The sequence below is a fragment of the Candidatus Babeliales bacterium genome (assembly GCA_040879965.1).
GTDB lineage: Bacteria > Babelota > Babeliae > Babelales > JACPOV01 > JBBDJI01.
This window is the reverse complement of sequence record JBBDJI010000013.1, coordinates 449,127-474,063: the sequence shown is the minus strand read 5'-3', so window position 1 is coordinate 474,063 and position 24,937 is coordinate 449,127. Positions and strand designations below refer to the sequence as shown.

Sequence of the window (24,937 nt, the reverse complement as noted above, 5' to 3'; positions counted from 1 at the left end):
AAGTTATCTTGAATATCTATTGGAGCACCATTTTCAAGCAATAGCTTAACAACTTTAGGATGATTTCTGACTGAAGCCGAATACAAAGGAGTATCGCCAAAGTTATCTTGAATATCTATTGGAGCACCATTTTCAAGCAATAGCTTAACAACTTCAGTATGACCACTAAATGAAGCACCATGTAAAGGAGTATCGCCACAGTAATCTTGAATATCAACTTTAGCACCATTTTCAAGCAATAGCTTAACAACTTCAGGATAATCATAAAGTGAAGCCAAATGCAAAGGAGTTTGGCCATGTTTGCGATTTTTAATATTATTCAAATTAGTAAATAAATTATTCTCACAAAGAGGCCCCCAAATTTTTTCCATATTAGTTTTATTAAGCCCGCAATAATAAGAAGAATTATCCAAAAATAATCTTATAATTTGATCGCCACTTTCTTTAACAGATTTTGAATCATCATCCATAAATGCTAATTCATTGACGAAAGGAAAGACTTCAATAAGTATTTCTTTTATTTCTGGAAAGATAAGATTTCTTTTTTTCAATAAATAGTTTTTTTTTAAAGAGAGTTCTTGGTTAACATTTGAGAATTGGTTGTCAGAATTATATGATTCTAAGTTTTTGAGGCTTATGTTGATTAATGCGGTGCCAGCAGTGTTAAAGTTTTTACAAACTAATTTAAGGTTTTTTAATTTTACTGATTCATCTAAATCCGTAACGTTTTTTGGATCATTGAATTTTTCTTTATCTATAAAATCAGTAAAAGACAAAATTTTTATTAACATTTCATTGGGTAGCTTCATCAGTGGAGAATTAGATTGCTCCATGGCATTGACAGTGTTCCCTAAAAAAATAGTTAAGAATAAATAAAGTGTTTTTTTCATCTTTTGCCTTTTATAGTTGAATTTCATAATCTTATTCAATTATAAAATAATTTTATAAAAAGTAAATGAAAATAGTGAGTTTTTGCAAGCTAGAGGTTTTTTAGTCTATAAAAGTCATTAATTTTTTATAATTTTTGCTATACTAATATTTGATAAACCACGAGAAATCTGGTACATTTTCGATGCTTAAATAATGCCGAGGTGGTGAAATTGGTAGACACGCAGCCTTGAGGTGGCTGTGGGAGAAATCCTGTAGGGGTTCGAGTCCCCTCTTCGGCACCAATTGTACTTTCGATATAGATTCCATAGATCTTATAGAAATATGCAAAAAAACTGATTATAATGTTCAAAATAGATAAATTTTTGAAAATTGGTGAGTAGGTAAGATAAACAGAAAGGAACACTTAATGAATCTTTCCATACGTAATTTTTTTACGTCCGCTTTCTTTGGTTGGCTAATCATCGCAGCTTTAGGTTTGTTTTATTTATTTACCTTCAAAGATGGTCGTGTTCAATTGAGGCCTGATAGGCTTAAATTTGGTATCGATTTGGTGGGTGGCACTTACATAACATTATCGGTACAAACAGAAAAGGCTATTGAAGCTGAAATGTACGATAAAATGCAGTCATTAATAAACCAAATGAAAAAGGCCAATATTGAGGGCCCAAAATCACATAGTATTCAAGATAATCATATTATTTATAAGTTTGATTCGGTTCATGCAGTTAATGATGCCGCTCAATTTATTGGTGAAAAAGATAATGCATTAAAAACGGTTATTGAAGATACTACGCTCAAGGTTTCGTTAAAAGATGTCGTTGCACAAAAAATTAGAGAATGGGCTGTACATAGCAATATTGATGTTTTACGTACCCGATTAGGAGTATTAGGAGAAATTACTATTGCACCACAGGGTGAAAAAAATATCATTATCGAATTACCTAATGTGGATGACCCTAAAAAAGCGAAGGCGATGATCGGTAAAGCTGCGTTGCTTGAGATTAAATTAATAGAACGTATGGCTGGCAGTGAAGACGAAATTCTTGATGAATATGATGGTGAATTGCCAGATGGGATGGAAATTATTCCAGGTAAAGATAGGCATACTTATTATCTAGTACCAAAATATACTGATTTAACAGGGCGCCTATTAAAAGATGCTTACACTGGCTTTGGTGGTCAAACTGGTACAGAAATTGTAGTTCATTTTAAATTTTCTCCCGAAGGTGGGGAAAAGTTCCGCGAATTAACCAGAAAAAATTATAATCGAAATCTTGCGGTAATACTTGATGGCATAGTTATTTCTGCACCGCGCGTTTCAACTGAAATTGGTGCTGAAGGTTATATTCATGGTGATTTCACGCAAGAAGGTGCCGCGCAATTAGCAAGCTTGCTTAAGTCCGGCGCGTTTGTGGCTCCAGTTACTTTTGAAGAAGAGCGCCAAATTGGGCCAACTTTAGGTCAAGAATCGATTAATGCCGGATTAATGGCATGCTTGTTTGGCCTCGTATTATTATTCTTCTTTAGTTTAATTATGTATAAGCTTTCAGGATTTTTTGCATTTTTAACCCTGCTTTATAATCTTTTAGTGATTATGCTTGCACTCGCATGGTTACGAGCGACATTAACGTTGCCAGGTATTGCCGGCATGGTACTTACAACTGGTATGGCAATTGATGCTTCGATCTTAATTTTTGAAAAAATTAAAGAAGAATTGGCGACAGGCATAACAATTCGAAAAGCAGTAGATCTTGGTTTTTCTGATGCGATGGTTGTTATTTTAGATTCAAATATTACTACATTCTTAGTTGGTGCAGTCTTGTATAAATTTGGGACAGGTCCAATTCAAGGATTTGCAGTAACTATGATGGTCGGTATCATTGCAACATTAATTACCGGTTTATTCTTTTTACGATCTTTATTTAATTTATTACTTTCAACATTTAATGTTCAAAAATTAAGTATTTAGTATATAATATAAGCAAATAACTTGGCGGCGTAGCTCAGTAGGTCAGAGCGGCGGAATCATAATCCGTAGGTCCGAGGTTCGAATCCTCGCGTCGCCACCAAAAAATAATGAAAAAATATAATCTTACTGCTCCTCTTATTTTAACGCTATCTCGTCTAATAATTGCACCAATTTTGATGCCGCTATTGTTAATTTATGTATCGCCATATGTTTCCCATTTTATACAAATTTTGATTGCATTAATTTTCATTCTTTTTTGTTTAAGTGACTTTTTTGATGGCTATTTAGCACGTAAATGGCAACAAGAATCAATATTAGGTAAAGTTTTAGATCCTATTGCGGATAAATTTCTTTTGTTTTCAACGCTTGTGGGGTTGCTTGTAATTAATCGTATCTTTTTTTTATGGGCAATTATTTTTATTGGTCGTGAATTTTTTATAATGGGATTACGTATTCTTGCATTAGAAAATAAAGTACGTATCGATGTTTCTTCATTTGGCAAAGCAAAGACCGGAGTGCAGATGCTCTATCTAACTATGTTGATATTAAAACCACTATGGATTGAAAATTATTGGTGGACAGTATTTGAAACAATATTACTTAGTGCTGCCTTGATTTTGACATTGGGTTCTGCTTATTTTTATTTAAGAAAATTTTTGAAAGAAGTTAATTTGAGGATATATGAGGGTACTTTTAACTAGTATTATTTTTATATCAAGTTATTTAATTGGAGCAATCCCTTCTGGTGCCTGGATTGCACGTTTTAATGGTATTAAAGATATCTCACGAAAAGGCTCTGGAAATATCGGTGCAACGAATGTTGCGCGCTTACTGGGCATTGGATACTTTTTTTTAGTTTTTTTATTAGATGCTGGTAAAGCATTTAGTTTGCTAAAAATAATACAATATTTTGATATTACTAAAAATATACAAATTCTTGCAGCAATTGGCCTTGTTTTGGGCAATAGTTATTCAATTTTTTTTCAATGGCGGGGTGGAAAAGGGGTAGCAACAAGCGTTGGTATTATGTTAGCGCTGATTCCTTCTTTGATACCTATTTTATTAGCGATATGGCTTTGTGTTTTAATCGCAACTAAAACAGTTGGTTTAGCTTCAATTATATCTCTTGTAAGTGTGTTCGTAATAATTGCATGGCAACAAGTTGATATATCATTAAGTTGTCTGATGGCTGGGATGAGTATGTGGGGAATTTATCGGCATAAAGAAAATATAAGAAAATTTTTAAATAATAATTCGAAAAAAAGTTAGGTAAGAATGTCAATGCAGTTTAAGAAAGTTGCTGAACAATTTGAAAAAATTGAAGCGGAAAATTCTCGTATTGAAATGACAAAACTTTTAGCAGAGTTATTCCTACAAACAACCGATAAAGAAATTGGCATTATTTGTAATCTTTCTCTTGGCTTATTACGCCCGCCATATCAAGGAACTCAATTTAATTTAGCTGAAAAAAGTTTAATTAAAGTGCTAGCTGATTTACTTTCATTACCAATAAAAGAAGTAACACAAGATGCACGAAAATTCGGTGATTTGGGAATTGTAATAACTGAACATGCTACTTATCAACCAGAGAAATATTTAACCGTATTGCAAGTATATGATGAGTTATGCGCAATTGAAGCAATCGGTGGCGAGGGATCTCAAGAAGCAAAAGCAACACGAACCTTACAATTACTCAAACAAGTTGAGCCATTATCGGCGAAATTTATTGTGCGCATTATATTAGGTACTTTACGGCTTGGTTTTTCTGAGATGACGATAATCGATGCGCTTTCCTGGATGGAAGTTGGTAACAAAACATTACGTAAGCGTATTGAGCATGCGTATAATATTTGTGTTGATATTGGTTTAATTGCTTCAACACTTAAAGCTGAAGGGATCGAAGCGCTTGATAAAATGAAGATTCATGTTGGCATTCCTATCAGGCCAGCAGCTGCAGAACGGATGCCTACTGCCCAAGATATTTTTAAAAAATTAGGCAACTGCGTAGCGCAACCAAAATTAGATGGATTTCGAATTCAAATTCATATTGATAAAACAACCATAAAGCCACGTGTAGAATTTTTTTCTCGTCACTTAATTGATATGTCTCATATGTTTCCTGATTTAGTTGAAGCACTCTTAGATCTTAATATTCAAACAATGATTGCTGAAGGCGAAGCGATAGCATATGAGCCAAATACGGGAACTTTTTTACCTTTTCAAGAAACAGTAAAACGTAAACGGAAGCATGGTATTGAACAAGCGATATCCGAATTTCCACTACGGGTATATCTTTTCGATTTGCTGTATCTTGATGGCCAACAATATCTCGATCAAACGCATGAAGATCGACGCCAAAAATTATTAGGCGTTATGCAAGGGTATAAAGGAGATAAAGTTCAAGTAATCGGTGAAGTTGTAATTAATTCTGCAAAAGAATTAGAAGAATATTTTAATAAACAAATGGATATTGGATTAGAAGGTATCGTAGTAAAAAAACCGGATGCCATTTATCAACCGGGCAAGCGTAATTTTAATTGGATTAAATTTAAGCGCCAAGAAGAAGGACATTTAGAGGATACGCTAGATTGTGTCATTCTTGGTTATTATGCCGGTTCTGGAAAACGTGCGACTTTTGGTATTGGTGCGTTTTTAGTCGGCGTTTATAATAAAAATGAAGATCATTTTGAAACAGTTGCAAAAATTGGTACCGGTTTAACTGATGAAGGTTGGAAAGAACTCAAGAAAAAATGTGATGCCATTAAAACTGATGAAAAACCAAAAAATGTAGTAAGTGCAAAAGAACTTTATCCTGATACATGGGTTTATCCTGAATTAGTTTGTATGATTCGTGCTGATGAGATTACCTTATCACCATTACATACGGCGGGTAAAACAAAAGAAAAATTAGGTTATGCGCTTCGCTTTCCACGCTTTATGGGCTATCGTCCCGATAAAGGACCTGAAGAATCAACAACTATTGCGGAATTAAAGCGTTTATACGAAGATCAATTTAAAATGAAATAATAAAATTAATCAACTTCATTAATTTCCTTAATTGCATTAGTTAAAATAATATCACCTTCTTGTCTATATTTTTCTATAGCTGCTATTCGTTTATTAAAAGAAGGATGGGTTTTTATTTGAGGAAAGAAAAGATTCCTGATTTTTTGTTTTACATAATCGCAAAATGTAGTGGGAAAGTAATATTTTTTTAATTGTTTAAATTCTCTATTGAATTTTTTTTCATCAATAACATGTTGATTTTGTTTATCTTGTAAAAAATTATTTCTATATTGTTCAAATAGCTCAGTCTGTACTTGCTCGATCTTTTTATTGGTATTTTTGTTTTGCCTTATGAATGAATCTAGTGAATTTAGTATTTTTTTCATTTCACTTGATACTTGATTTTCAGAAATTTTTTGATCTCTTAACCAACTAGATTTTAAAACGATATCTAAAAGATATTGAAATTGTTTTTCTTGCTTGTCTTTTTTAAAAAAACTGATAGCGGCATCACAATTTTTAGTTATTATGAGAGAATACAGATCTGAACGTAATTCGGTAGACTGTAATATATTTGTTATCTGAGCTTTCCATAAGTGTAGAAAAAAAAGTAATTTTAAATACATACTAAAGACATATGCTTTTTCTAGGTAATTTCCTCTGCAGTATATTTCTTCATATAATCGATTGACAATGTCTTTTAAAGAATTGGCGTCCCTAGTTTCATCTAGTTGATCTATATGACCAATTTCATGGGTTAGAGCAAATTTAATTTCATCTTTGGTGAAATGTTTTGCATAAATTGGATCATAAGAAATTGAAAATATGTTATTATACATTTTAAGTTCTTTTTCATAATGCAATTCAAATGCATGACAGCAACTATCACTTACTAATTTTATTGAGACAGGCCTTGATGCTGTTAAATTTTCATTAAGTATTTCATGTAAGGCTAGTTCAACGGTTTTATTTTTTTCACTATCTTCTTTTGCTTGGTGAAAATCTAATAAAACGGGTTTAATAGGGAAACATACAGGGAGATAATTTTTGGTGTAACTTTTCATTTTTTCAAAATACATTGCTTTATTAATATGTTCAGATAAATATTGAAAAGAGATTTCTGTACAAAATAAAGAAGAAAAATGCCAAAAGCTAATAGAGAAAAAATAAATGAATATATGCAAGTATATAAATCGTTTAAAATTCATGATTTTCCCCCAAAAAATAGAACAAATGAAAAACGGAATGAGTATTTATTATTAATTATATATTTAATTGTCTATTTGTCAACGGTGAGCAAAACAAGCAAAATGGCACAAGGCTTGATTTTCTGATATGATTTTCAAATGAAAACAATGAATAGGAGCTTTTAAGGTTTACTTTCAAATATAGTTATAATAGCTTCCCGATACTTTTTTGGACTGAAACGTAGGCCTGAGATAGTTCGAATTGTTTGGCAAGTTTTGCAAGTTGCGCTTCATAAAAAGTAATTTCTGCTTCTAAAAGCAATTTCATATTTGATTGCATCCGATTTAAATATTTTGCGGCATAATCGATAGCTTTTTGCTGTGCTGGTAAAATAGTTTCTTGATAAATTATTACTTCTTGTTGTTTTGCTTGAAATAGATTAAAAGCATGATAAATTTCTTCCATCCTCATTTGTTTTTGGGCCAAATAAACTTTTTTTGCTTTTTTAACTTCTTGTTTTGCTTTTGCAATTTGTGCATATTTTGTATCAAAAATAGGAATATCAAAACTTAATGCTGGTCCCCAGCCTTTTGCTCGTTCAAAATCACGTTCGTAAGTAAAGCCGGCATTTACATTATCGATAATTTTTGCTTTTTGCAGTGATAATTGATCTTTAGCTTTTTCAATATTAAAAAATGCTATACCAAGTTCAGGGCGATACTGCATACCATATTCTTCCAGTGCGGTAATTGATGGGATTTCATATGTTGAATCAATTAAAGTATCACTCAAATTTAAGAAAGTTTCAGTTATAGGTAATCCTAAAAGCTGGCGCAAATGAATGTAACTATTTTGCAACATCATCTGTTGATTAACTACTTCGGCTTGCCATCTACCTACCATTGCATTGGCCACATGCAAATCAAAATAAGATTGAAAGCCAAATTTTTGACGATATATAAGGCGGTCACGCAGTTCTTTTATTTTATTATATAGTTCAGTGATCAATATTAATCGTGCTTCTTGAAACAGACAGTCATTATAGGCATAATTAGTTTCTACTGTGATATGTAAAATAGTATGAATAAGCGATAAGGTCATTATTTCAAGATCATCATAGGCAATATTTTTGCGAATTGGCACTTGCCAAAAATCTGATAATTTCATGGTGCCGACAATTTCTAGATTTGCTTGATTACCGGAATCGGGAAATTTAAAAACGCTTTCAAGATGTGGATTAGTAAAAAAACCTGCACGTACTAAATCAGCTTTGGCTATACCTAAATCTATTAATTGTGCTTGTAAATTTTTGTTATATTCTAAAGCAAAAGCGATAGCTTGTTTTTTCGTTAAAGAATATGGATCTGCAACAGGCGTTTTTTGTTCTTGGCAAAAAGAAAGATCAAGATTAACATGTTGTTCTGCTTTACATTCTAATCTTTTATATTCTTTTTGTATGCGCAGCGGTGTGCATCCGTTTAATAATAATAAAAACGTTATTAAAAAAAGTGAGTTATATCTCATGATATACTTCTTTTTCTTTTGGATGTTGCCATGGCGCATTTGGATCTTTTGGTTCAACATGTATTAATGTAAACATGCCGCCGTGTGGCATAATGCCCATTGGCAAATCAGTATGTGCATTAACTACATGATGCAGCATATGACAATGCAAACGCCATAAGCCTGGATTCCATGCCACAAATTCTACATCGCGGGTGGTTCCGGAAGGAACCTGGATAGTCGATCCTTTTTTACGTGCCGATTGTGGAATGGGCCCGCCTTCAGTACCAACTTCTTCCCAAACATAACCGTGAATATGAATTGGATGAGCATCCATAATAGTATTAGCAAAACGTATGCGTACGCGTTGATATTGTTTTACTTTAATAGTTGGAATGCTTGGTGCAGAAAAACCATTAAAGGTAAACCAATTAAATTTATTACTAATTAAATCAGGAAAATCATTACCAGGTAAAAGTCTAAATTGTTGTAAAAATATAGCAATATCACGATCGATCGGATTGTCATATTTTTTTGGATGAATAACAACCATGCCATGCAATCCATAATGATCTTGTTTCATAATATTAAAGCCAGAATGATACATAAGCGTGCCGGATTGATAGAGCGTAAATTCATAAGTAAAAGTTTCACCAGGTAAAATTGGCCGTTGTGTTTCTGGCGCGGCACCATCTTGATTATTGGGTACTTCAATACCATGCCAGTGAATTGAAGTTGGTTCTGGTAATTCATTTTTTAAAACAATACGAATACGATCACCTTCAAATGCTTCGATAGTTGGGCCAGGCGTTGTGCCATTATAACCCCAACATTTAATTTTCTGAATTATTGGTTCATGGTGTCCATGCATTACTCTATTTTCTTTTGGAACTAAATCATAATATTCCGGTTTTTTGCCATCAGTGATATATTTTTCTATTGGCTGTGCAACTAGATGAAACACTTTCACATTGCCATCCAATTCATAGCCAAGTGGAGGAATACCAAGCGTTTCTACCGTGCCCATTTGTTTACCCATTAATCGTGGTAATGGAGAAATTGGTGCATCAGGAATTTTCCATGGAATTATATTTGAATTAGTGTGCAGTACTTTTGGTAATTTTGGTCTTAAAACATGTTGATGCTCGGCAAATTGATATTTTATTGCATTACAAGATTCTTTTTTTTCAGGAAATAATGAATTTTTCTCATGCCAGGAATGGAACCAAGAACAATTATTTTTTGTTCCATTAGCGCAATCAGAAGATAAAGATTTTTGAGCATTGTTTTGTAATGTGAATAAAAATAATGTAAAAACAAAATATAATAACTTCATTTACTATCCTTTGCAATTACCATAGCAAATTAAAAATGAAAGTAAATATGATCAATTAATTGTATTATTTTGATTAATACTTGTTTTCCGAGTAATTTTTTTAGAAGGAGCAATATATGAATCAGCCTCAATTATGCAAAAGATGCATTGAGTTTATCAAATATTAGTATAGAAAAAATTACAAAATTAATGACTTTTATAGACTAAAAAACCTCTAGTTTGTAAAAACTCACTATTTTCCTTTACTCTTTGCAGAATTATTTTATAATTGAATAAGATTATGAAATTTAACTATAAAAGGCAAAAAATGAAAAAAGCTCTTTATTTATTTTTAACTATTTTTTTAGGAAACATTGTCAATGCTATGGAGCAATCTAATTCTCCCAGTCTTATGGATTTACCTAGTGATATACTAAATATTATCGCTTTAAATTTAATATCTAAAGAAGAATTCAATAATCCAAAAAACTGTACCGCATTAGATGAATCGATAAAAGAATTAAACAACAGTAAATTAATTTGTAAAAGATTTAATAATATAATTAATATGGTAATTAATCAGAAGCCCAATCAATTAAATGATCATTTCTCAAATGTTAATCCAAAACTTTCTTTAAAAGAAAACTATTTATGGAAAAAAAGAAAGCTAGAAATAAAAGAAATACTTATCAAAAATTTTGCTCATTCAGAGGATCAATTAATATTTATGGATAATGATTCAAAATCGACTAAAGAAATTATAGATAGAATTCTAAAGATTAAAAACAACTATGGCAAGACTCCATTGCATTTGGCTTCATTCTATGGTTATCGTGCAGTGGTTAAACTATTACTTGAAAATGGTGCTCCAATAGATATTCAAGACACCGAGGGCTGGACTTCTTTACATTCGGCTTCATACAATGGTTATCCTGAAGTTGTTAAGCTATTGCTTGCAAATGGTGCTCAAGTAGATAGTAAAAACACCCAGGGCTGGACTCCTTTAGATTTTGCTAAACGTTGGAATTTTCAAGAAATTATTACATTGCTTGAAAAAGCAGCCGAAGAAGAAAAGATGCTCAAGATCAATACAATGATGCCATAAAATTTTTAAGTCAAAAATCTAATACCAAACCTAATGATGAAGTTTTAGCCAAAGTTAACCAAAAAGAAGTTAAACCATTTGAAAAACAAACGACTCATACAGATGTTGACTCAATCGATAATGAAAAAACAAAATCAAGAATTTAGCAATTTAATCCTTTTAAATCAAAATACAGTGTTCTTAGTTTAGCATTGCCAGCAATCGGTTACTGGATTTATAAACGCTTTAACTATTAAAAATTAACTTTAATTTCTTGTTTTTACTTTCTTTTGCATAGTAATGTTATGATTAAATTAAAAAAGGATATGCATGAAGCTGCGGCCACCTATTTTATTGGTAGGATTGTATTTTTTATCATTTAATCTATTTTCACAACAAACGCCGCCTGATTTACAAAAATATTTTAGTGATTTACAAGAATTATATAAAAAAAATAAATCTGCCGTTACTGATGTAACTGACCGCGTTGATGCATTGCAAAAAAAAATAGATGCTTTACCACAACAAGGACAAACGGTACTACAAAAAGATATTGATCCAGTTGCTAAAAAAGTACAGGGAGCGGTATCGCAGTCAATAGAAAAAATAGATTTGCTTTATAAAAATTTTCTCAATCGAATGAATACTGTAGTTCAGCAATATCGTCAGAAAAATTATTCTTTAAATCAAGCAATGGCACAACTGAGTCCTTTAATTAATCAAGCACGGCAACAAATGATAAATTCGGTTAGATCTACTTATCAAATTGTAGGGTCAATAGCGCAGATTGAAAGTCAATATAATCAAATTCAACGCCAAGTAGCCAGTAAACAAGCACAAGAAAAGGAAACAGCACAAATTGTAATGCAACAAAAAATACAAAAAATGTTGCAAGGAATTAGTAAAATAATTCCAACGCTTGAAAAAACAAATGATGCTGCTCGTCAAACAATTATAACTTTTTTACAGACTGGAAATTTAGATAGAGCAAAAGTGAATACAATAACTAGACAGTATGAAACAATATTATCTTCATTATATGCCACTTATTCAAGTATTGATTTTCCAATAAATTTTGATGATAAAAATAACTATATAACTGCCGTGATGCAACAATTAATTAATTTTTTTCTAGATGATGTTTCTGCAACTATTAATAAAGCACAAAGATTGTACCAAGAATTATCTAAGCAAAAAAAAGATAAACATCCTTATTATAATTATTTTTTTGCATTAGCCCAGCGGTTAACTGGTATGCAAAAAGGAAGTTCAGTATTGGCTCAGGGATATGATGCGATTATTGAGCAACAAGCGAAAAAGCTTTTTGGTGATGATGCGCACAAAGTAACGACGTATTATGAGCAAAAAAAATTATCAATGAGTATTGATGCATTTGGTAATGCATTGCTTGATCTGTCTATTACTGTTGTTGATCCTAATGAGCAAGATTTAGTAATTGGTTATGCAATTTATAAAGAATTGATGGCCCATACGCAATTGCTACAAGATAAAGCGGCTCAACAATTGATTACTAAAGTAAATACTTATATGGCGGTACTTTATACTAATAGAGCACAAAGTATTTTAAAAAACCTAAAGGTAGATAAAGATAATAGTGATGCAGTAGCACTTGTTATTGATGCCTATAAAAAAGCAAATCAATATTATAAAATCGCGGGTAATGAAAGCAATGCACAAGAATTCAATAATTTTGCGCAACAATTGCAAGAAGGACAACAATCATATGCGCAAGCGCAAGCAGCAGAAAAACAGCAAAATATTACTGCCGCTATTAACTTATATCAAAAAGCGTATGAAAGCTTTGTGCGTGGTGGCGATGCAGTTGATGCACAACAAGTAAGTAGTAAAAAAAATCAATTGCAAGCAGATTACAATATAAAAGAAGGTGCTGCATATCTCTCTGCTTTTTTAAAAAATTATAACGCATTATTTAAATCATATATGGCTTATATTAGTTCAGTTGATGATGATAAAGAAGCTTTAAATTATAAAGATATATTGGATGAATTTACACAAGCAATTGAAAAAGCAACACAAGCATATCAAAAAGCAAAACCTTATTTTAAAGCAGTCGGTAAGAATACTACCTTTTTAGATAATTCTATAAGCGTGCTTGAGAATATTAATAAAGCATTTGAACAAGTATTAAATGCAGATCGATTAGCAACATTAGCCACTACTAATGGATTAAATCAGGCAAAGTCTATTTATGCACAATCACTGCAATTTGCAAAAAATGCTGATGATATATTTAATAAAGCTTTATCGAGTTATGTTTTAATTTATCCTTCTTTAATCGCTGATCAAGCATTAAATAATACACTTACTAAAGACCAAGTATGGACGATTCAGACATTGATCAATCGGCATATTGCGCGAATATATATCAAAGTAGCAAGCGCATTAAAAGCGGAGCCACTCGTTGCTCTTCAATATTATATTCAAGCAAGTGGTGGTAGAACACGTTATCTTTCAGAACAAATGAATGCTTTTTTAGCCGAACAATTGCAAGCAATTTCAGAAACAAAAGAAAATGTTATGGCACTATACGAAGCTGCGCAAACGCAAGAAAAAAATGTATTACAATTAACTCAAGATGCTTGGCAATCAAAAGATAATAATGGTTATACAAGTGAAGCGAATGATATATGGCAAGATGTATTACAAAAATATTTAACCGCTTGGCAATTCGGTAAAGCAGAAGCTCGCGGTGATTATTTACGCGTAATCTCCGAATATGCCGAACAATACAAGCAAAATGTATCAGAATTGTATTATCCAAATATTGGTACCGCATTAATTTATTATCGCCAATATGTTATCTATGTTAAAGATAAAGAAGATGAAAAACGCAATGCGATATTCAAAAAAATAAAAAATTTAAGCCAACCATTTTTCAATACCATTCAAGCATTAGTTAAAAAAATAACGATAACGCAAGATATAGAAACATTAAAATCTGACACAAAAAATATTACTCGATGGTTTGAGCGATTTGATCAAGTATTAAATACGCAGCAATCAATTATTACGGCATTGGCACCACAGCAAGATCAGAAACAATTTATTTTATTTGAAAAAAACATTGATAATGCTTCAGGCAACATTACTTATCAATTAAAACCTATGAATAATAAAGCAGAATTATCAATTACTATTTCTTATCCGGATGCTATGTTTGCTGAAGCATTTAAAAAATTGGCTGATTCATTATTTGATAAGAATAATTATGAACAAGCATACCCTATTTATTATCAAGCAGAAAGTTATTATCAAAAAATTGATAATCCATTAAAAGCGGATGAGGTTAAGAATAAAGGGGATTTAGCATACACGCGTTCCTTGATAAATTCTTATCAAAAATTAGTTATTCCACATAAAGAAGATATGCATGGCATAAAAGAAGTTAATGTTGCGGGATTATCAGTCCCTGAACGATACGAAATTTATAATTTTATACAACCATTACCTGATTATTTTCCGTTGCCAATTAATTTGCAAAATCTTGCAAAAAATCCAACAAAGGAGGGATTAAAGCAGGCAGAAGAAACATTAAAAGTATATGCCTATCTTTTATATGTAGGCAATATTTTAAAAGATAAGGGAATAGCATTTTTTAATGTTTTTACGCCAGAATTGCAATTAAGAAGTGCACCAAATGTATCTCAAGAACAGCTATCAGTTGTGACTGATATACTTGCACAAGCAAATACATTTAGAGAGATGCTTAATCAAAGAATACAACAACAGAAATCCTCTATTCATTTACAATTACGCCAATCACCGATGGGTGATACTTATTTGTTATCAATCTTATACCAACCAACTTTCGCCGTGCCGCCATTAAATCAAACGCCAATGTCTGAATTACCATATCGTGGATATCCAATGGCCTATACTTATTATTTTTGGACGCAAAAGCTCGCTGATCCATCAGTTAAAAATATACAATATGGCCAACAATTATTAGTTTCTGGTGGCCAACAAGATATTTATCAAGAAATGAATGATAAATTGGGTAATGCTTATCTTTCAGCAGCTTATTTGGCAAAAAAAAGAGTTGATTTCCTATTGAATGGAGGAAATGTAAATACGATTGATCCAATGATGAATGTTGAAGAATTAAATCAGCTTGAAAAAGCGCGTAAAGATATTGTTGCAATAAAAAAAATTAATAAAGAAAATATGCATGTAAAATTAGCTGATTTTATTGATTCATATGCGATTATTAAGGGATATATAAAAGACGTCATTATTACTTACTACCAACTAGGTGCTAATTTTTACAAAAAAAATAACAATGTGCTTGAGAAAGTTAATCAACTATTAAGTGAAAATTATATATTACTCGGTGATACTGCTCAACTATTTTTAATTGGCAATCCGCAAGCGTTTGAATATTTTGCTGGAGCTCGAGGTTCATGGAGTGGCGTGCTTGCAGAACTTATGAATTTTTATCAATTGGCACGAGCCTTAGAACCTGACCGTGTTGATGAATTACAATTAAAAATTGCACAACCATTTATTAATGCAGGCGATTTACTTATAAAACAAGGAAATAATTTTGGCTCATTACGTTATTATAAAATTGCGATTGCGGCAATAAAAGCAATGAAAAATATAAACCCACAAAAACTTTCTGAAATAAGTATCAAATTTTTACGTGCCGCATTTGAAGGATCTACTGATAATATGATGCAATATCGGCAAGCATTGTTAGCACCTTTAAAAATAGATCAACAAGAAATAACTTTAGAACAACTAGTAGGCAAGATTCAAATTTGCCCATCCCCATTAGCGAGCCCTGCTGAGTGCGAAAAATTTGAACAATTACGAACAACCTTGCTTGATGCATTAATCTATTATCAAGATTGTTCAGCATGGGCAAATATTTTTAGAGAAACAAAGAATGGGCAAGCAGATTATTCTGAGCAAACCAAAAAAGCAGCGGAGCTCGTTGATGCATATATGAAACAAAATAATCTATCATTTGAAACATTTGATGAAGTCAAAAAAGTAATTATTCGTTCTGATTTCAAAACAATTATAAATGGTGGTTTTGAACAATTTAGTAAAAAAATAACGGCGGCAAGTTCAACTGAGCGTATGATTGGTTATTTAGCAATTCAAAAATGGGCCAATACGTTATTTTTATCATTTGGTAAAATATATATAGAATACTATTTAAGCGGCGTATCTCCTGAAGGACGATTTGCCGAATTTTTTAAAGCAATTTCTGCTGAACGTGGCAGTATCAATGCGCCCGCAGAAGAATGGCTTGGAGAGCAGTAAATATAAATTTAGCTTAATGCTTGCTTGAATTTTTTAGCTTCGTCTTCCGGATTTTCTGCTTCTGTTATTGCTTTACTAATAACAATGCCATCAGGTTTAAGAAGCCTCATTTTATCAATATTATCTGCGGTAATTTTCCCCGAAACATATATTGGTAATGATGAGTTGCCTTTTACCATATCCCATGTATCCATGAATTTAAGGGCATCTTCTTCATCATGAGGACGATGTAATAAGAGCGCATCAACACCCATACTTTTTGCTTCTAGGGCAGATTGTCCTAAAGAACAAGAATCAAGAAGATCAAGCATTACTTGTTTGCCAAGATCATGTGCTGTAGTGCTTACTGAATGGATAATATTCTTTCGGGTTCCTGCCATGACAGTTACCCAATTAGTTCCTGCTTCTGCTAATATTGTTACTGCATTTTTGCCGTTATCAACTATTTTTGCATCAGCAAGCAACACTTTATCAGGAAATTCTTTGCGAAATTGTTCAATGGCATGTAAACCATATTTATAAATGAGAATTGAACCTATTTCAAGAGAGTCCGCATAAGGAGCGACTTTTGTAGCAATAGAAAGTGCTTTATCTAAATCAGTTAAATCAAAAGAAATTTGAATTTTCATACGAACCCTTCATATACACAAAATTCATTTATGTTCTAGCAGTGTACCAATATTAAAAGCATTTGAAAAAAGGTACCCTTAGCATAGCATTATTTTTAGTTTATTTTGAAGTAATTTGCTTTGAAAAATATGTATCAGACTGCTTTTTGACAGTATAATCTATTGGGCTAAAAAAGTGTTTAATGGTTAATAACCATAATGCGCGCGCTATTAAATTTATTGATTTTTTTGCATACATATCAGGTAAATAAATTTGAGGATTTTTATTTGTCAGCTTTTTGCCAAGCGGAATAAACATATTTTGTGGTTTACTAAAAATAACAATAGTATCAAGTGATATTATATTGTTTTCTGGCAAATCAATTTCTGTAGTATTCCAAAAATATTCTTTTGTTTCAGGATTTTGTTCGCGTTCGATAACAAATAATTGTGCTGGTACGGTTGGATTTAATTCCCAATGATGTACCGTAGCGCCAATCATCATAATAGGCGTTATTTTTTCAGTGATAAGTATTTTAAATATATCTTTTTGATGTTTGCGAGGAAAAATAATTTGGCCATTAAAATTGGAAATTGCTAAATAACCAGTATAAGTACTAAAAATACCTTCAGGGCTAAATGTTAAGTAATTTTTTTTAAGTATTTTACCTATTGTTTTTCCAGGAATAGTTAGTTTATGCATAGCATTATCATCGTTATCTATTTTTTCTGTTTTTGGATAAGGACGAATAAAAAAGGTAATAATATTAATACTAGTAGTATTCTGATACCCTACTATTAGTACAAGCAAAATAGAAAAGCGAATACTTTGTTTCATTAGTATCCTACTTTATAGAAGTTTTCATATGGGTAGATTAACAGAGTTGAAAATACAAAATCTATGGTTTGAAAAGAAAGGTTTAAATAATGTATAAATTAAACCCACAAGAAGAACGTTTGTTTGAACAATTTATTATAGATGAAAAAATTGATGCTGATAAAGCACAAAAATTTAAACAATATCTTTTGGAATTATTTTCATGGAATGAGCGTATTGATTTAACTGCTATTACTACAGTAAAAAATGCGCTGTTATATCATTTTCAGGATTCGTTACAGATTAAAGATTATGTTGATTTTCAGCAGATATCAATGATTGCTGATATAGGAACCGGCGCTGGATTTCCCGGATTACCATTGAAAATTTTTTATCCTTCTTTGGCGCTTATATTAATTGAAGTGAGTTATAAAAGAATACAATTTTTAGAGTCAGTAATAGAAACTTTAGGTCTTGAAAATATTGAAATCGTTCGTTTAGATTGGCGTACTTTTTTAAGAAAAACAGAATATCCAATTGATATTTTTTGTGCACGCGCTTCTTTAGCACCGAGTGAATTACTTAGAATGTTTAAACCTGGTTGTATTTACAAAAAAGCTCAATTAATTTATTGGGCATCAACTGATTGGCAACCGGCGGATAAGGAATTGCCATTTATAAAAAAAGAGAAACATTATAAAGTTGGCAATAGAAAACGAAAATTTGTGTTTTTTAGTGCACAATAAAAAGGAGAGAGAGTGAATAATTTAACCCAAAATGAAGCGCTTAATAAGTCGCACAATGCTATGCGCAAAAAATCATTAGTTGAAAGTTATGCGGAAGGTATTTTTGATGTGAGTAATGGCGAATCATATGGAAAAATTCTTTCTTATTTTTTCCCTGAGTTTATTACCGCGCTTGTTTTGTATGCGCTTATTCCGCTGATTGATACTCGATGGATTGCAGGATTAAAATCGACCTCTTTATATGCTACTGTGGGGGTTACCAATACACTTATACATTTTATTATTAAAGCAGCCGAAGGCTTTTCTATTGGCACGGTTATTTTGGTTGGCCAATATAATGGCAAAAAAGAATATAAGCAAGTAGGGCATTCATTAGCAAGTTCTTTTTGGATAACTTGTATCGTTGGGGGTTCTATAGCGCTGATGCTTTATTATAGTGCTTACTGGATTTACTTGTTATATGGTGTGCCACCAAAAATGATTGCATTTGGGGTACCGTTTTTACGTTTAAAAGCCATTGCGCTCTTTTGTATGTTTGTATTTTTTGCCTGTATTGGTTTTTTGCGTGGCATAAAAAAGCCAAGAATTCCCATGCAAATTTTTTTAATTGGAGGTCTTATTTTTCTGGTTTTAGATTACGGGCTTATTTTTGGGCATTTTGGATTACCAGCTTTGGGATTAATGGGTTCGGCATGGGCGTCGGTATTTCAATACGCAATAATGCTTATTTTAGCAATTGGATATGTATTGTTTGATGCGGAAAATAGAAAATATGGCATTTATTTATTTACGCATTTGGCACATTGGGATCATATTGTTTCAATTTTTAAACTAAGTTGGCCGGTAGTGCTTGATAAAGCAATTTTTGCGGCTGCTTATATTTGGTTGGGTTATTTAATCAATCCAATGGGCAAATATGCAATCGCGAGCTATAGTGTTATCAAAGATTTAGAACGATTAGCTATTCAGCCGGCCGGTGCTTTTGCGCAAGTAATTACGTTTTTAGTTAGTAATGCTTATAGTATTGGTAATTGGCAGGGAATAAAATCAAACATTAAAAAAACCATTCTGATGGCTTCTCTATTTGTATTTTCAATATTGGTTGTGTTTTCTTTAAATCCAAAGTTTTTTATTCAAATATTTGATCAAAAAGGCAAATTTACTGATTTTTCAACAAAAATTTTTCCGATTATCAGTGTACTTGTGTTTTTTGATTTGCTACAATTGATTTTATCGGGAGCTTTACGGGGTGCTGCAAACGTTAAAATTGTTATGTATACACGTTTATTCATATTTTTAGCGTATTTTGTTCCGGTATCATATTTTCTTGCGCACTTGACGATTGAAAATCAAATGCTCAAATTTTTATTTATTTATGGATCTTTTTATATCGGTAATGGATTAATGAGTCTTGTATATATCTATCGATTTCGTGGTGAACGATGGAAGCAAAAAGCAATTTAGTTAGGTGAAATATGACAAAAATTTCTAAAGAAGAATTACTCAAAATAGCACAAATATCACAATTGCGGCTTGATGAACATGAAATAGCACCATTAGCTAAACAAATTCAAGATTTATTAACTTATGCTGAGCGTGTACGCGAAGTAGTCGCTGGTGATATCGAGCAACCATCAAATCAAAATGTAAATGTATTACGAGAAGATGTAGTGGCAAAAACTAATCCCGAACCTATATTAGAACGTGCTCCTGAACGCGAGCAAGATTATTTTGTTGTTCCAAAAATTATTGAAAATAAATAAGGATGTACATGAACTCGTTGGCATTTGCAACTATCAGTGAACTACGAGAAAAACTTGATAAAAAAGAAATTTCTCCTGAAGAACTATTAGATTATTATTTAAAACGCTTTGCAAAGTATGATAATAAAATTGGTTCAGCGCTTCAAGTATTCGATAAAGAATCGATTTTAAAAGAAGCGGGTAATGGTTTTTTATCGGCTATTCCTGGTATTATCAAAGATAATATTTCCCAAAAAAATAGAAAATTAACTTGTGCATCAAAAATACTTGAAAATTTTGTAGCAACATATGATGCTACTGCAGTTGCCCGTTTAAAAAAAGCAGGCGCATTTTTAATAGGCCGCGCAAACTTAGATGAATTTGCAATGGGCAGTTCAACAGAAACTTCAGCGTTTCAAAAAACAAAAAATCCTTGGGATTTAGAACGTGTACCGGGCGGTTCAAGCGGCGGTTCAATTGCTGCAGTTGCAGCCGGATTTGTACCATGGGCTTTAGGGTCTGAAACTGGTGGATCAGTTCGCCAACCCGCCGCTTTTTGTGGTATTGTTGGTTTAAAGCCAACTTATGGATTAGTTTCAAGAAATGGGTTAGTTGCCTACGGTTCTTCATTAGACCAAATTGGTATCGCTACTCGTACGGTAAAAGATAATGCATTAGTGTTATCGGCTATTGCAGGGCATGACGTTAAAGATTCTTCAAGTGTATTTGTTGATAAAAAAGATTATACGCAATTGCTGGATGGCAAAATAAAAGAAGGTCTAAAAATAGGCGTCATTGAAAATGCGCTACATGCTGAGGGTGTTGATCCTGAAGTGTTTGAAGCGATAGAAACAGCTATTAAGCAGTTAGAAAATCAAGGTGCTATTATTAAACGCATTCAAATGCCTATTTTAGATTATGCGGCAGCAGTTTATTTTGTTTTAAGCCGTGCAGAAGCAGCATCAAACTTAGCACGCTTTGACGGTGTACGTTATGGCATGCGTGATAAAAAAGCAAAAACATTAGCGGATATGTATGCAAATACACGGCATGATGGTTTTGGGCAAGAAGTTAAAGCACGTATCATGACCGGTAATTATGTATTATCAGTTGGGCATGCTTCAGACTTTTATGTTAATGCCAAAAAAGTGCAGCGAATGATGCATTATAATTTTATAGAAACGTTTAAGGAAGTTGATATGCTCGTTGCACCCACAACGCCGGCACCAGCTTTTAAATTCGGTGCTTTTGCAGAAAATAAACTACAAATGGATTTACAAGATTATTTTACTTGTGCGGTAAACATTGCGGGTATTCCTGCAATTTCCATTCCGTGTGGATTTACGAAAGATAAATTACCAATTGGTTTTCAAATAATTGGCCCACGTCTTTCTGAAGCGCGTTTGTATCAATTGGCATATGCATATGAGCAAGCAACGCCGTGGCACAAAATGCATCCGGAAGATTTTAGAGATTAAATATTAAAGGTGCGAGAAGAGGATTTTTTGATAAAAGAATATGCAAATTCCTTTATTTGATCTCTAATTTTACGAAAAATTTCTAATTTTTTTTCTTCATTTCCTGAAATTTTTGAAGGATCTTGAAAAGGTATATATAATATATTTTTTATATCTCCTGAAAAAGTTGGGCATTCATTGTTTGCTTCATCGCACACGGTGATCACATAATCAAAGGATTGGTTAAGAAAATTTGATACATGAGCTGGCTTATGAGCACTAATATTAATAGAGTCTTCAGCCATGACCTTTACTGCTAATGGGTTTACTTTGTCTGAAGGTTGAGTGCCAGCAGAATATATTTTCCATATTGGTTTTAATTGCTTTAAATAGCCTTCTAGCATAACCGAACGAGCAGCATTATGTGTACAGATGATTAATATGCGCATATATCCCTTTGGGTTCACATTAAGTTGAAGGATTTTTCAAGGAATAAATTTTTGTATAGTAAGAAAAATTTATAATATCTACGCATTATTTTTTAGGTTTCAATTTTTGTATTATTCCTTGTTCATGTTCAGCGGGAGCATAAATGGTAAATAATTTTAAATCTTGCTTGCCAGTGTTAATAAAGTTGTGTTGAGTTCCTGCTGGCACTAAAAAAATATCTCCAGGGGAAATATTATATTCTTTATCATTAATGCGAGCTAAACCATTACCTTCTGTAAAAACCAAAACTTGATCCACATCATGATGAACTTCGTATCCGATGTCCTCACCCGGTTTTAAAGACATTAATACAATCTGACTATGTATGCCCGTTGCTAAAACATTACGAAAGTTATCATTCTCTTTGGTTAAATGCATAATATTTTTGTGAAAAATCATATTATTTTCCTTTGTATGGGTCAGAATTGAAACAAAATAGGCGATATATAAAAACGTAAATATAAATAAGAATTTTTTCATAGCTCTTTTCCCTATAATTATTCTATATGCGATTATTTTTTATTTTACGATAATGATTCTCTATTTGTCAATATACCATTCGGGTTTTTCCTTTTTGTTTTGCTAAGGATAGTTTAAAAAAAATTGATATTTTAACTGTTTTATTCATGAATACTAATTGATTTTATTGCTCATTGATTCTATAATAATAGTGAATAGATTATGCATATTCAGAGTAAGGGTACCCTTCTTAAGGCTTTCATTGAAAAAATGATTCTCATGTTGGCAAAATGCCATTGAGGATCATTAGTATTTAAACGTCTTATTAAGAAAGGACCTTTATGGTTACGAATATCATACATTATTTTTATCCCGATCTAAAAAAAGATGAAATCAAAAAATTTTCCTTATTATCAGGTATATTTTTTCTTATAATAGGCGCTTATTGGCTTTTACGTCTTTTAAAAAATACCATTTTCTTAAAAATAGCTTTTCCGGAATGTTTAGGCTGGGCAACAGAACAAGGATGTTTATTCCAGCCAGTCGCTAAATTTTGGTCTCCATTCGTCGTCCTTTTGATGGTACTTATTTATTCAAAATTAGTAGATATTGTCAAAAAGCATCAACTTTTTTATATTATTTGTACATTTTATACTATTCTTTTTGCAATAGTTGCAGGATTACTATTTATTAAAGATTTATATGGTGCAGAGTATGTGGGAAAAATGGCGCTTGCTGCAATTGGATGGATAACTTATTTTGGCATTGAGAGTTTTGGTTCATTAGTAGTAGCTTTATTTTGGTCATTTACTAATAGTATTACGAATTCTGACTCAGCAAAACGTGGATATCCTTTTATAGCAGCAGTAGCACAATTGAGCGCAATTTTAGGCTCTTCAATGTTATTTTTTTCTGCATATATCGGTTCAGTTTGGCCTATTTTATTATTGGCAAGTGTTTTAGTGGCTATGGTAATTCCTCTCGTTTCTTATTTTTTAAAAGCAGTACCGAGTGAGCAATTAGTTGGTAATGTTGAGGCTGCGCAAACAGAGAAGAAAAAAGAAGGGTTTATTGAAGGATTTCTTTCAGGACTAGTTTTATTATTTTCTCGTCCTTATTTACTTGGAGTTCTCATTATTTCTACTTTATATGAGGCAGTTGCGCAAATTGTAGAATATCAAATGCAAGTCTTTGCAAGCATGTCACCGCAATATACGAGTGAAATTGCTTTTGCTCAGTTTCAAAGTTTGTATGGGGTAAGTGTAAATTTTATATCATTTCTCGTTGCGCTTTTAGGCACTCGTTATATTATAAAGAATTTTGGTATTCGTATCAGTCTTTTAATTTTTCCGGTAGTTTTTGGTGGTGTATTACTTTCCTTGTTTTCATATTTTATTTTAATGAAGCCAGATACTGTGTACCTTCTATGGGCTACATTTGCCGCGATGGTAGTTATTAAAGGAGTTGGTTATGCCGTTAATAATCCAACAAAAGAAATAATGTATATTCCAACCAGTAAAGATGCAAAATTCAAATCCAAGGGATGGATTGATACATTTGGTAGTCGTTTTTCAAAAGCTGGTGGTGCGCAAGTTACGAATGCTTTTAAATATAATATGGCCGATTTAATGATTTATGGGTCAATATTTGGTTTTGGTTTTATTGGAATTTGGATAGTCGCCGCTTTATTTGTTGGATCTAAAAATAAACAGCTTATTCAAGATAAAGAAATTATAGAATAAAAAAAATTATTGAAAAATTGTAGCAATTGAGGGGCCTTGAGGCCCCTTTTTATTTCTGTGCTTCTTTGATTAACTCTGTAAGATCGATTGAGGCATTTACTGTTTTTTCGCCTTGATCGGTATCGGTTTCATTTATTTTAAGTGCAAGATATAAAACAAATTTTGCTTGTAATTCAGCAGTGGTGATCTCATCAATGTTTGCAAACCCATTATTTTTTAAATGTGCCTGTATTTCAGCTTTCAATGTGGGTATAGATTCAATTTGCTTTGCGAGTTCTTGTAATTGTGATTTAAGATTTTCAATTATTTTTTCAACACCCGCTTCAGAATATTCAAGCCCTTGTTGTATCATGCGCATATCTTTTGGCTCTGGATTTTGAGCTTCAGGTATTTCGACCTTTTTTTTCAAAAAAGAAGGCAGTTCAAATGAATAAAGCGCTGAAGAAGCTAAAGTGGAAATTAAAATAAAAGCTAATTTTTTCTTCATTATATCCTTTCCAAAAAAAGTTATTTTTTATGCAACTCAAAATCAACTTAAAGAAAATCGAATTTTAAAACAATGCTTGGTAGCTAATTGATGGGATACCTGTATAAATGTATACTTTTTA

20 protein-coding genes and 2 tRNA genes are annotated in these 24,937 nt (G+C 32.1%); 13 read left to right on the top strand and 9 right to left on the bottom strand.

Going from position 1 to position 24,937, the window contains the following annotated elements:
* The coding region (locus WDZ41_05995) for an ankyrin repeat domain-containing F-box protein (protein MEX0940881.1) at positions 1–890 on the bottom strand (890 nt) is incomplete at its 3' end.
* A gap of 195 nt (positions 891–1,085) precedes the next feature.
* Here WDZ41_05995 and WDZ41_05990 point away from each other — a divergent pair.
* From WDZ41_05990 to WDZ41_05965, 6 genes are all read left to right on the top strand, one after another.
* Positions 1,086–1,172: transfer RNA gene (locus WDZ41_05990), tRNA-Leu, on the top strand.
* Between the two features lie 125 nt (positions 1,173–1,297).
* Entirely contained in the window at positions 1,298–2,860 is a 1,563-nt protein-coding gene (secD, locus tag WDZ41_05985; protein MEX0940880.1) for a protein translocase subunit SecD, read from the top strand.
* A gap of 23 nt (positions 2,861–2,883) precedes the next feature.
* Positions 2,884–2,960, top strand: a tRNA-Met gene (locus WDZ41_05980).
* Positions 2,961–2,967: 7 nt separating this feature from the next.
* Entirely contained in the window at positions 2,968–3,561 is a 594-nt protein-coding gene (gene pgsA / locus WDZ41_05975) for a CDP-diacylglycerol--glycerol-3-phosphate 3-phosphatidyltransferase (GenBank protein MEX0940879.1), read from the top strand.
* A complete protein-coding gene (gene plsY / locus WDZ41_05970; GenBank protein ID MEX0940878.1) occupies positions 3,542–4,129 on the top strand; it encodes a glycerol-3-phosphate 1-O-acyltransferase PlsY in 588 nt (195 codons plus the stop codon). Before pgsA ends, plsY begins: the two co-directional genes overlap by 20 nt.
* Positions 4,130–4,141: 12 nt before the next feature.
* Entirely contained in the window at positions 4,142–5,887 is a 1,746-nt protein-coding gene (locus tag WDZ41_05965; GenBank protein MEX0940877.1) for an ATP-dependent DNA ligase, read from the top strand.
* Between the two features lie 5 nt (positions 5,888–5,892).
* On the opposite strand, the gene WDZ41_05960 is transcribed toward WDZ41_05965, so the two are convergent.
* The 3 genes from WDZ41_05960 to WDZ41_05950 all read right to left on the bottom strand — a co-directional run bounded on the left by WDZ41_05960 (position 5,893) and on the right by WDZ41_05950 (position 9,893).
* Positions 5,893–7,074 carry a M48 family metalloprotease gene (locus WDZ41_05960; GenBank protein MEX0940876.1) on the bottom strand — a complete coding sequence of 394 codons (1,182 nt, stop codon included), beginning with the start codon at positions 7,072–7,074 and terminating at the stop codon, positions 5,893–5,895.
* Between the two features lie 184 nt (positions 7,075–7,258).
* Positions 7,259–8,578, bottom strand: a complete 1,320-nt coding sequence (locus WDZ41_05955; GenBank protein ID MEX0940875.1) for a TolC family protein — start codon at positions 8,576–8,578, stop codon at positions 7,259–7,261.
* Entirely contained in the window at positions 8,568–9,893 is a 1,326-nt protein-coding gene (locus tag WDZ41_05950) for a copper oxidase (protein ID MEX0940874.1), read from the bottom strand. Before WDZ41_05950 ends, WDZ41_05955 begins: the two co-directional genes overlap by 11 nt.
* A gap of 307 nt (positions 9,894–10,200) precedes the next feature.
* On the opposite strand from WDZ41_05950, the gene WDZ41_05945 reads away from it, so the two are divergent.
* Both WDZ41_05945 and WDZ41_05940 read left to right on the top strand, forming a co-directional pair.
* Positions 10,201–10,977 (top strand): ankyrin repeat domain-containing protein, encoded by a 777-nt coding sequence (locus tag WDZ41_05945; protein MEX0940873.1) that lies wholly within the window; start codon positions 10,201–10,203, stop codon positions 10,975–10,977.
* A gap of 309 nt (positions 10,978–11,286) precedes the next feature.
* Positions 11,287–16,269, top strand: coding sequence for a hypothetical protein (locus WDZ41_05940; GenBank protein MEX0940872.1), 4,983 nt, complete (start codon positions 11,287–11,289; stop codon positions 16,267–16,269).
* A gap of 8 nt (positions 16,270–16,277) precedes the next feature.
* Here the strand turns inward: WDZ41_05940 and WDZ41_05935 are convergent, their stop codons facing one another.
* Both WDZ41_05935 and WDZ41_05930 read right to left on the bottom strand, forming a co-directional pair.
* Complete coding sequence (locus tag WDZ41_05935) at positions 16,278–16,898, bottom strand: orotidine 5'-phosphate decarboxylase / HUMPS family protein (protein ID MEX0940871.1); 621 nt, start codon at positions 16,896–16,898, stop codon at positions 16,278–16,280.
* A gap of 100 nt (positions 16,899–16,998) precedes the next feature.
* Positions 16,999–17,715, bottom strand: coding sequence for a hypothetical protein (locus WDZ41_05930; GenBank protein ID MEX0940870.1), 717 nt, complete (start codon positions 17,713–17,715; stop codon positions 16,999–17,001).
* An 89-nt stretch (positions 17,716–17,804) separates the two neighbouring features.
* On the opposite strand from WDZ41_05930, the gene rsmG reads away from it, so the two are divergent.
* The 4 genes from rsmG to gatA are packed head-to-tail and all read left to right on the top strand — an operon-like array spanning position 17,805 to position 21,660.
* A complete protein-coding gene (gene rsmG, locus WDZ41_05925) occupies positions 17,805–18,440 on the top strand; it encodes a 16S rRNA (guanine(527)-N(7))-methyltransferase RsmG (GenBank protein ID MEX0940869.1) in 636 nt (211 codons plus the stop codon).
* Between the two features lie 12 nt (positions 18,441–18,452).
* On the top strand, positions 18,453–19,904 hold the full coding sequence (locus WDZ41_05920; protein MEX0940868.1) for an MATE family efflux transporter: 1,452 nt from the start codon (positions 18,453–18,455) through the stop codon (positions 19,902–19,904).
* An 11-nt stretch (positions 19,905–19,915) separates the two neighbouring features.
* Positions 19,916–20,203, top strand: coding sequence for an Asp-tRNA(Asn)/Glu-tRNA(Gln) amidotransferase subunit GatC (gatC, locus tag WDZ41_05915; GenBank protein ID MEX0940867.1), 288 nt, complete (start codon positions 19,916–19,918; stop codon positions 20,201–20,203).
* Between the two features lie 8 nt (positions 20,204–20,211).
* The gene (gatA, locus tag WDZ41_05910) at positions 20,212–21,660 is read left to right on the top strand and encodes an Asp-tRNA(Asn)/Glu-tRNA(Gln) amidotransferase subunit GatA (GenBank protein ID MEX0940866.1); all 1,449 of its coding nucleotides are present in this window, start codon (positions 20,212–20,214) and stop codon (positions 21,658–21,660) included.
* Here gatA and WDZ41_05905 read toward each other — a convergent pair.
* Together WDZ41_05905 and WDZ41_05900 are read right to left on the bottom strand one after the other, a co-directional pair.
* A complete protein-coding gene (locus tag WDZ41_05905; protein MEX0940865.1) occupies positions 21,657–22,088 on the bottom strand; it encodes an arsenate reductase ArsC in 432 nt (143 codons plus the stop codon). The genes gatA and WDZ41_05905 overlap by 4 nt on opposite strands.
* Positions 22,089–22,173: 85 nt before the next feature.
* Positions 22,174–22,527 carry a cupin domain-containing protein gene (locus WDZ41_05900; GenBank protein ID MEX0940864.1) on the bottom strand — a complete coding sequence of 118 codons (354 nt, stop codon included), beginning with the start codon at positions 22,525–22,527 and terminating at the stop codon, positions 22,174–22,176.
* Between the two features lie 401 nt (positions 22,528–22,928).
* Between WDZ41_05900 and WDZ41_05895 the strand changes: the two genes are divergently transcribed.
* The gene (locus WDZ41_05895; GenBank protein MEX0940863.1) at positions 22,929–24,329 is read left to right on the top strand and encodes an Npt1/Npt2 family nucleotide transporter; all 1,401 of its coding nucleotides are present in this window, start codon (positions 22,929–22,931) and stop codon (positions 24,327–24,329) included.
* A 49-nt stretch (positions 24,330–24,378) separates the two neighbouring features.
* Here WDZ41_05895 and WDZ41_05890 read toward each other — a convergent pair whose 3' ends face one another.
* A complete protein-coding gene (locus tag WDZ41_05890) occupies positions 24,379–24,816 on the bottom strand; it encodes a hypothetical protein (protein MEX0940862.1) in 438 nt (145 codons plus the stop codon).
* Between the last annotated feature and the right edge of the window lie 121 nt (positions 24,817–24,937).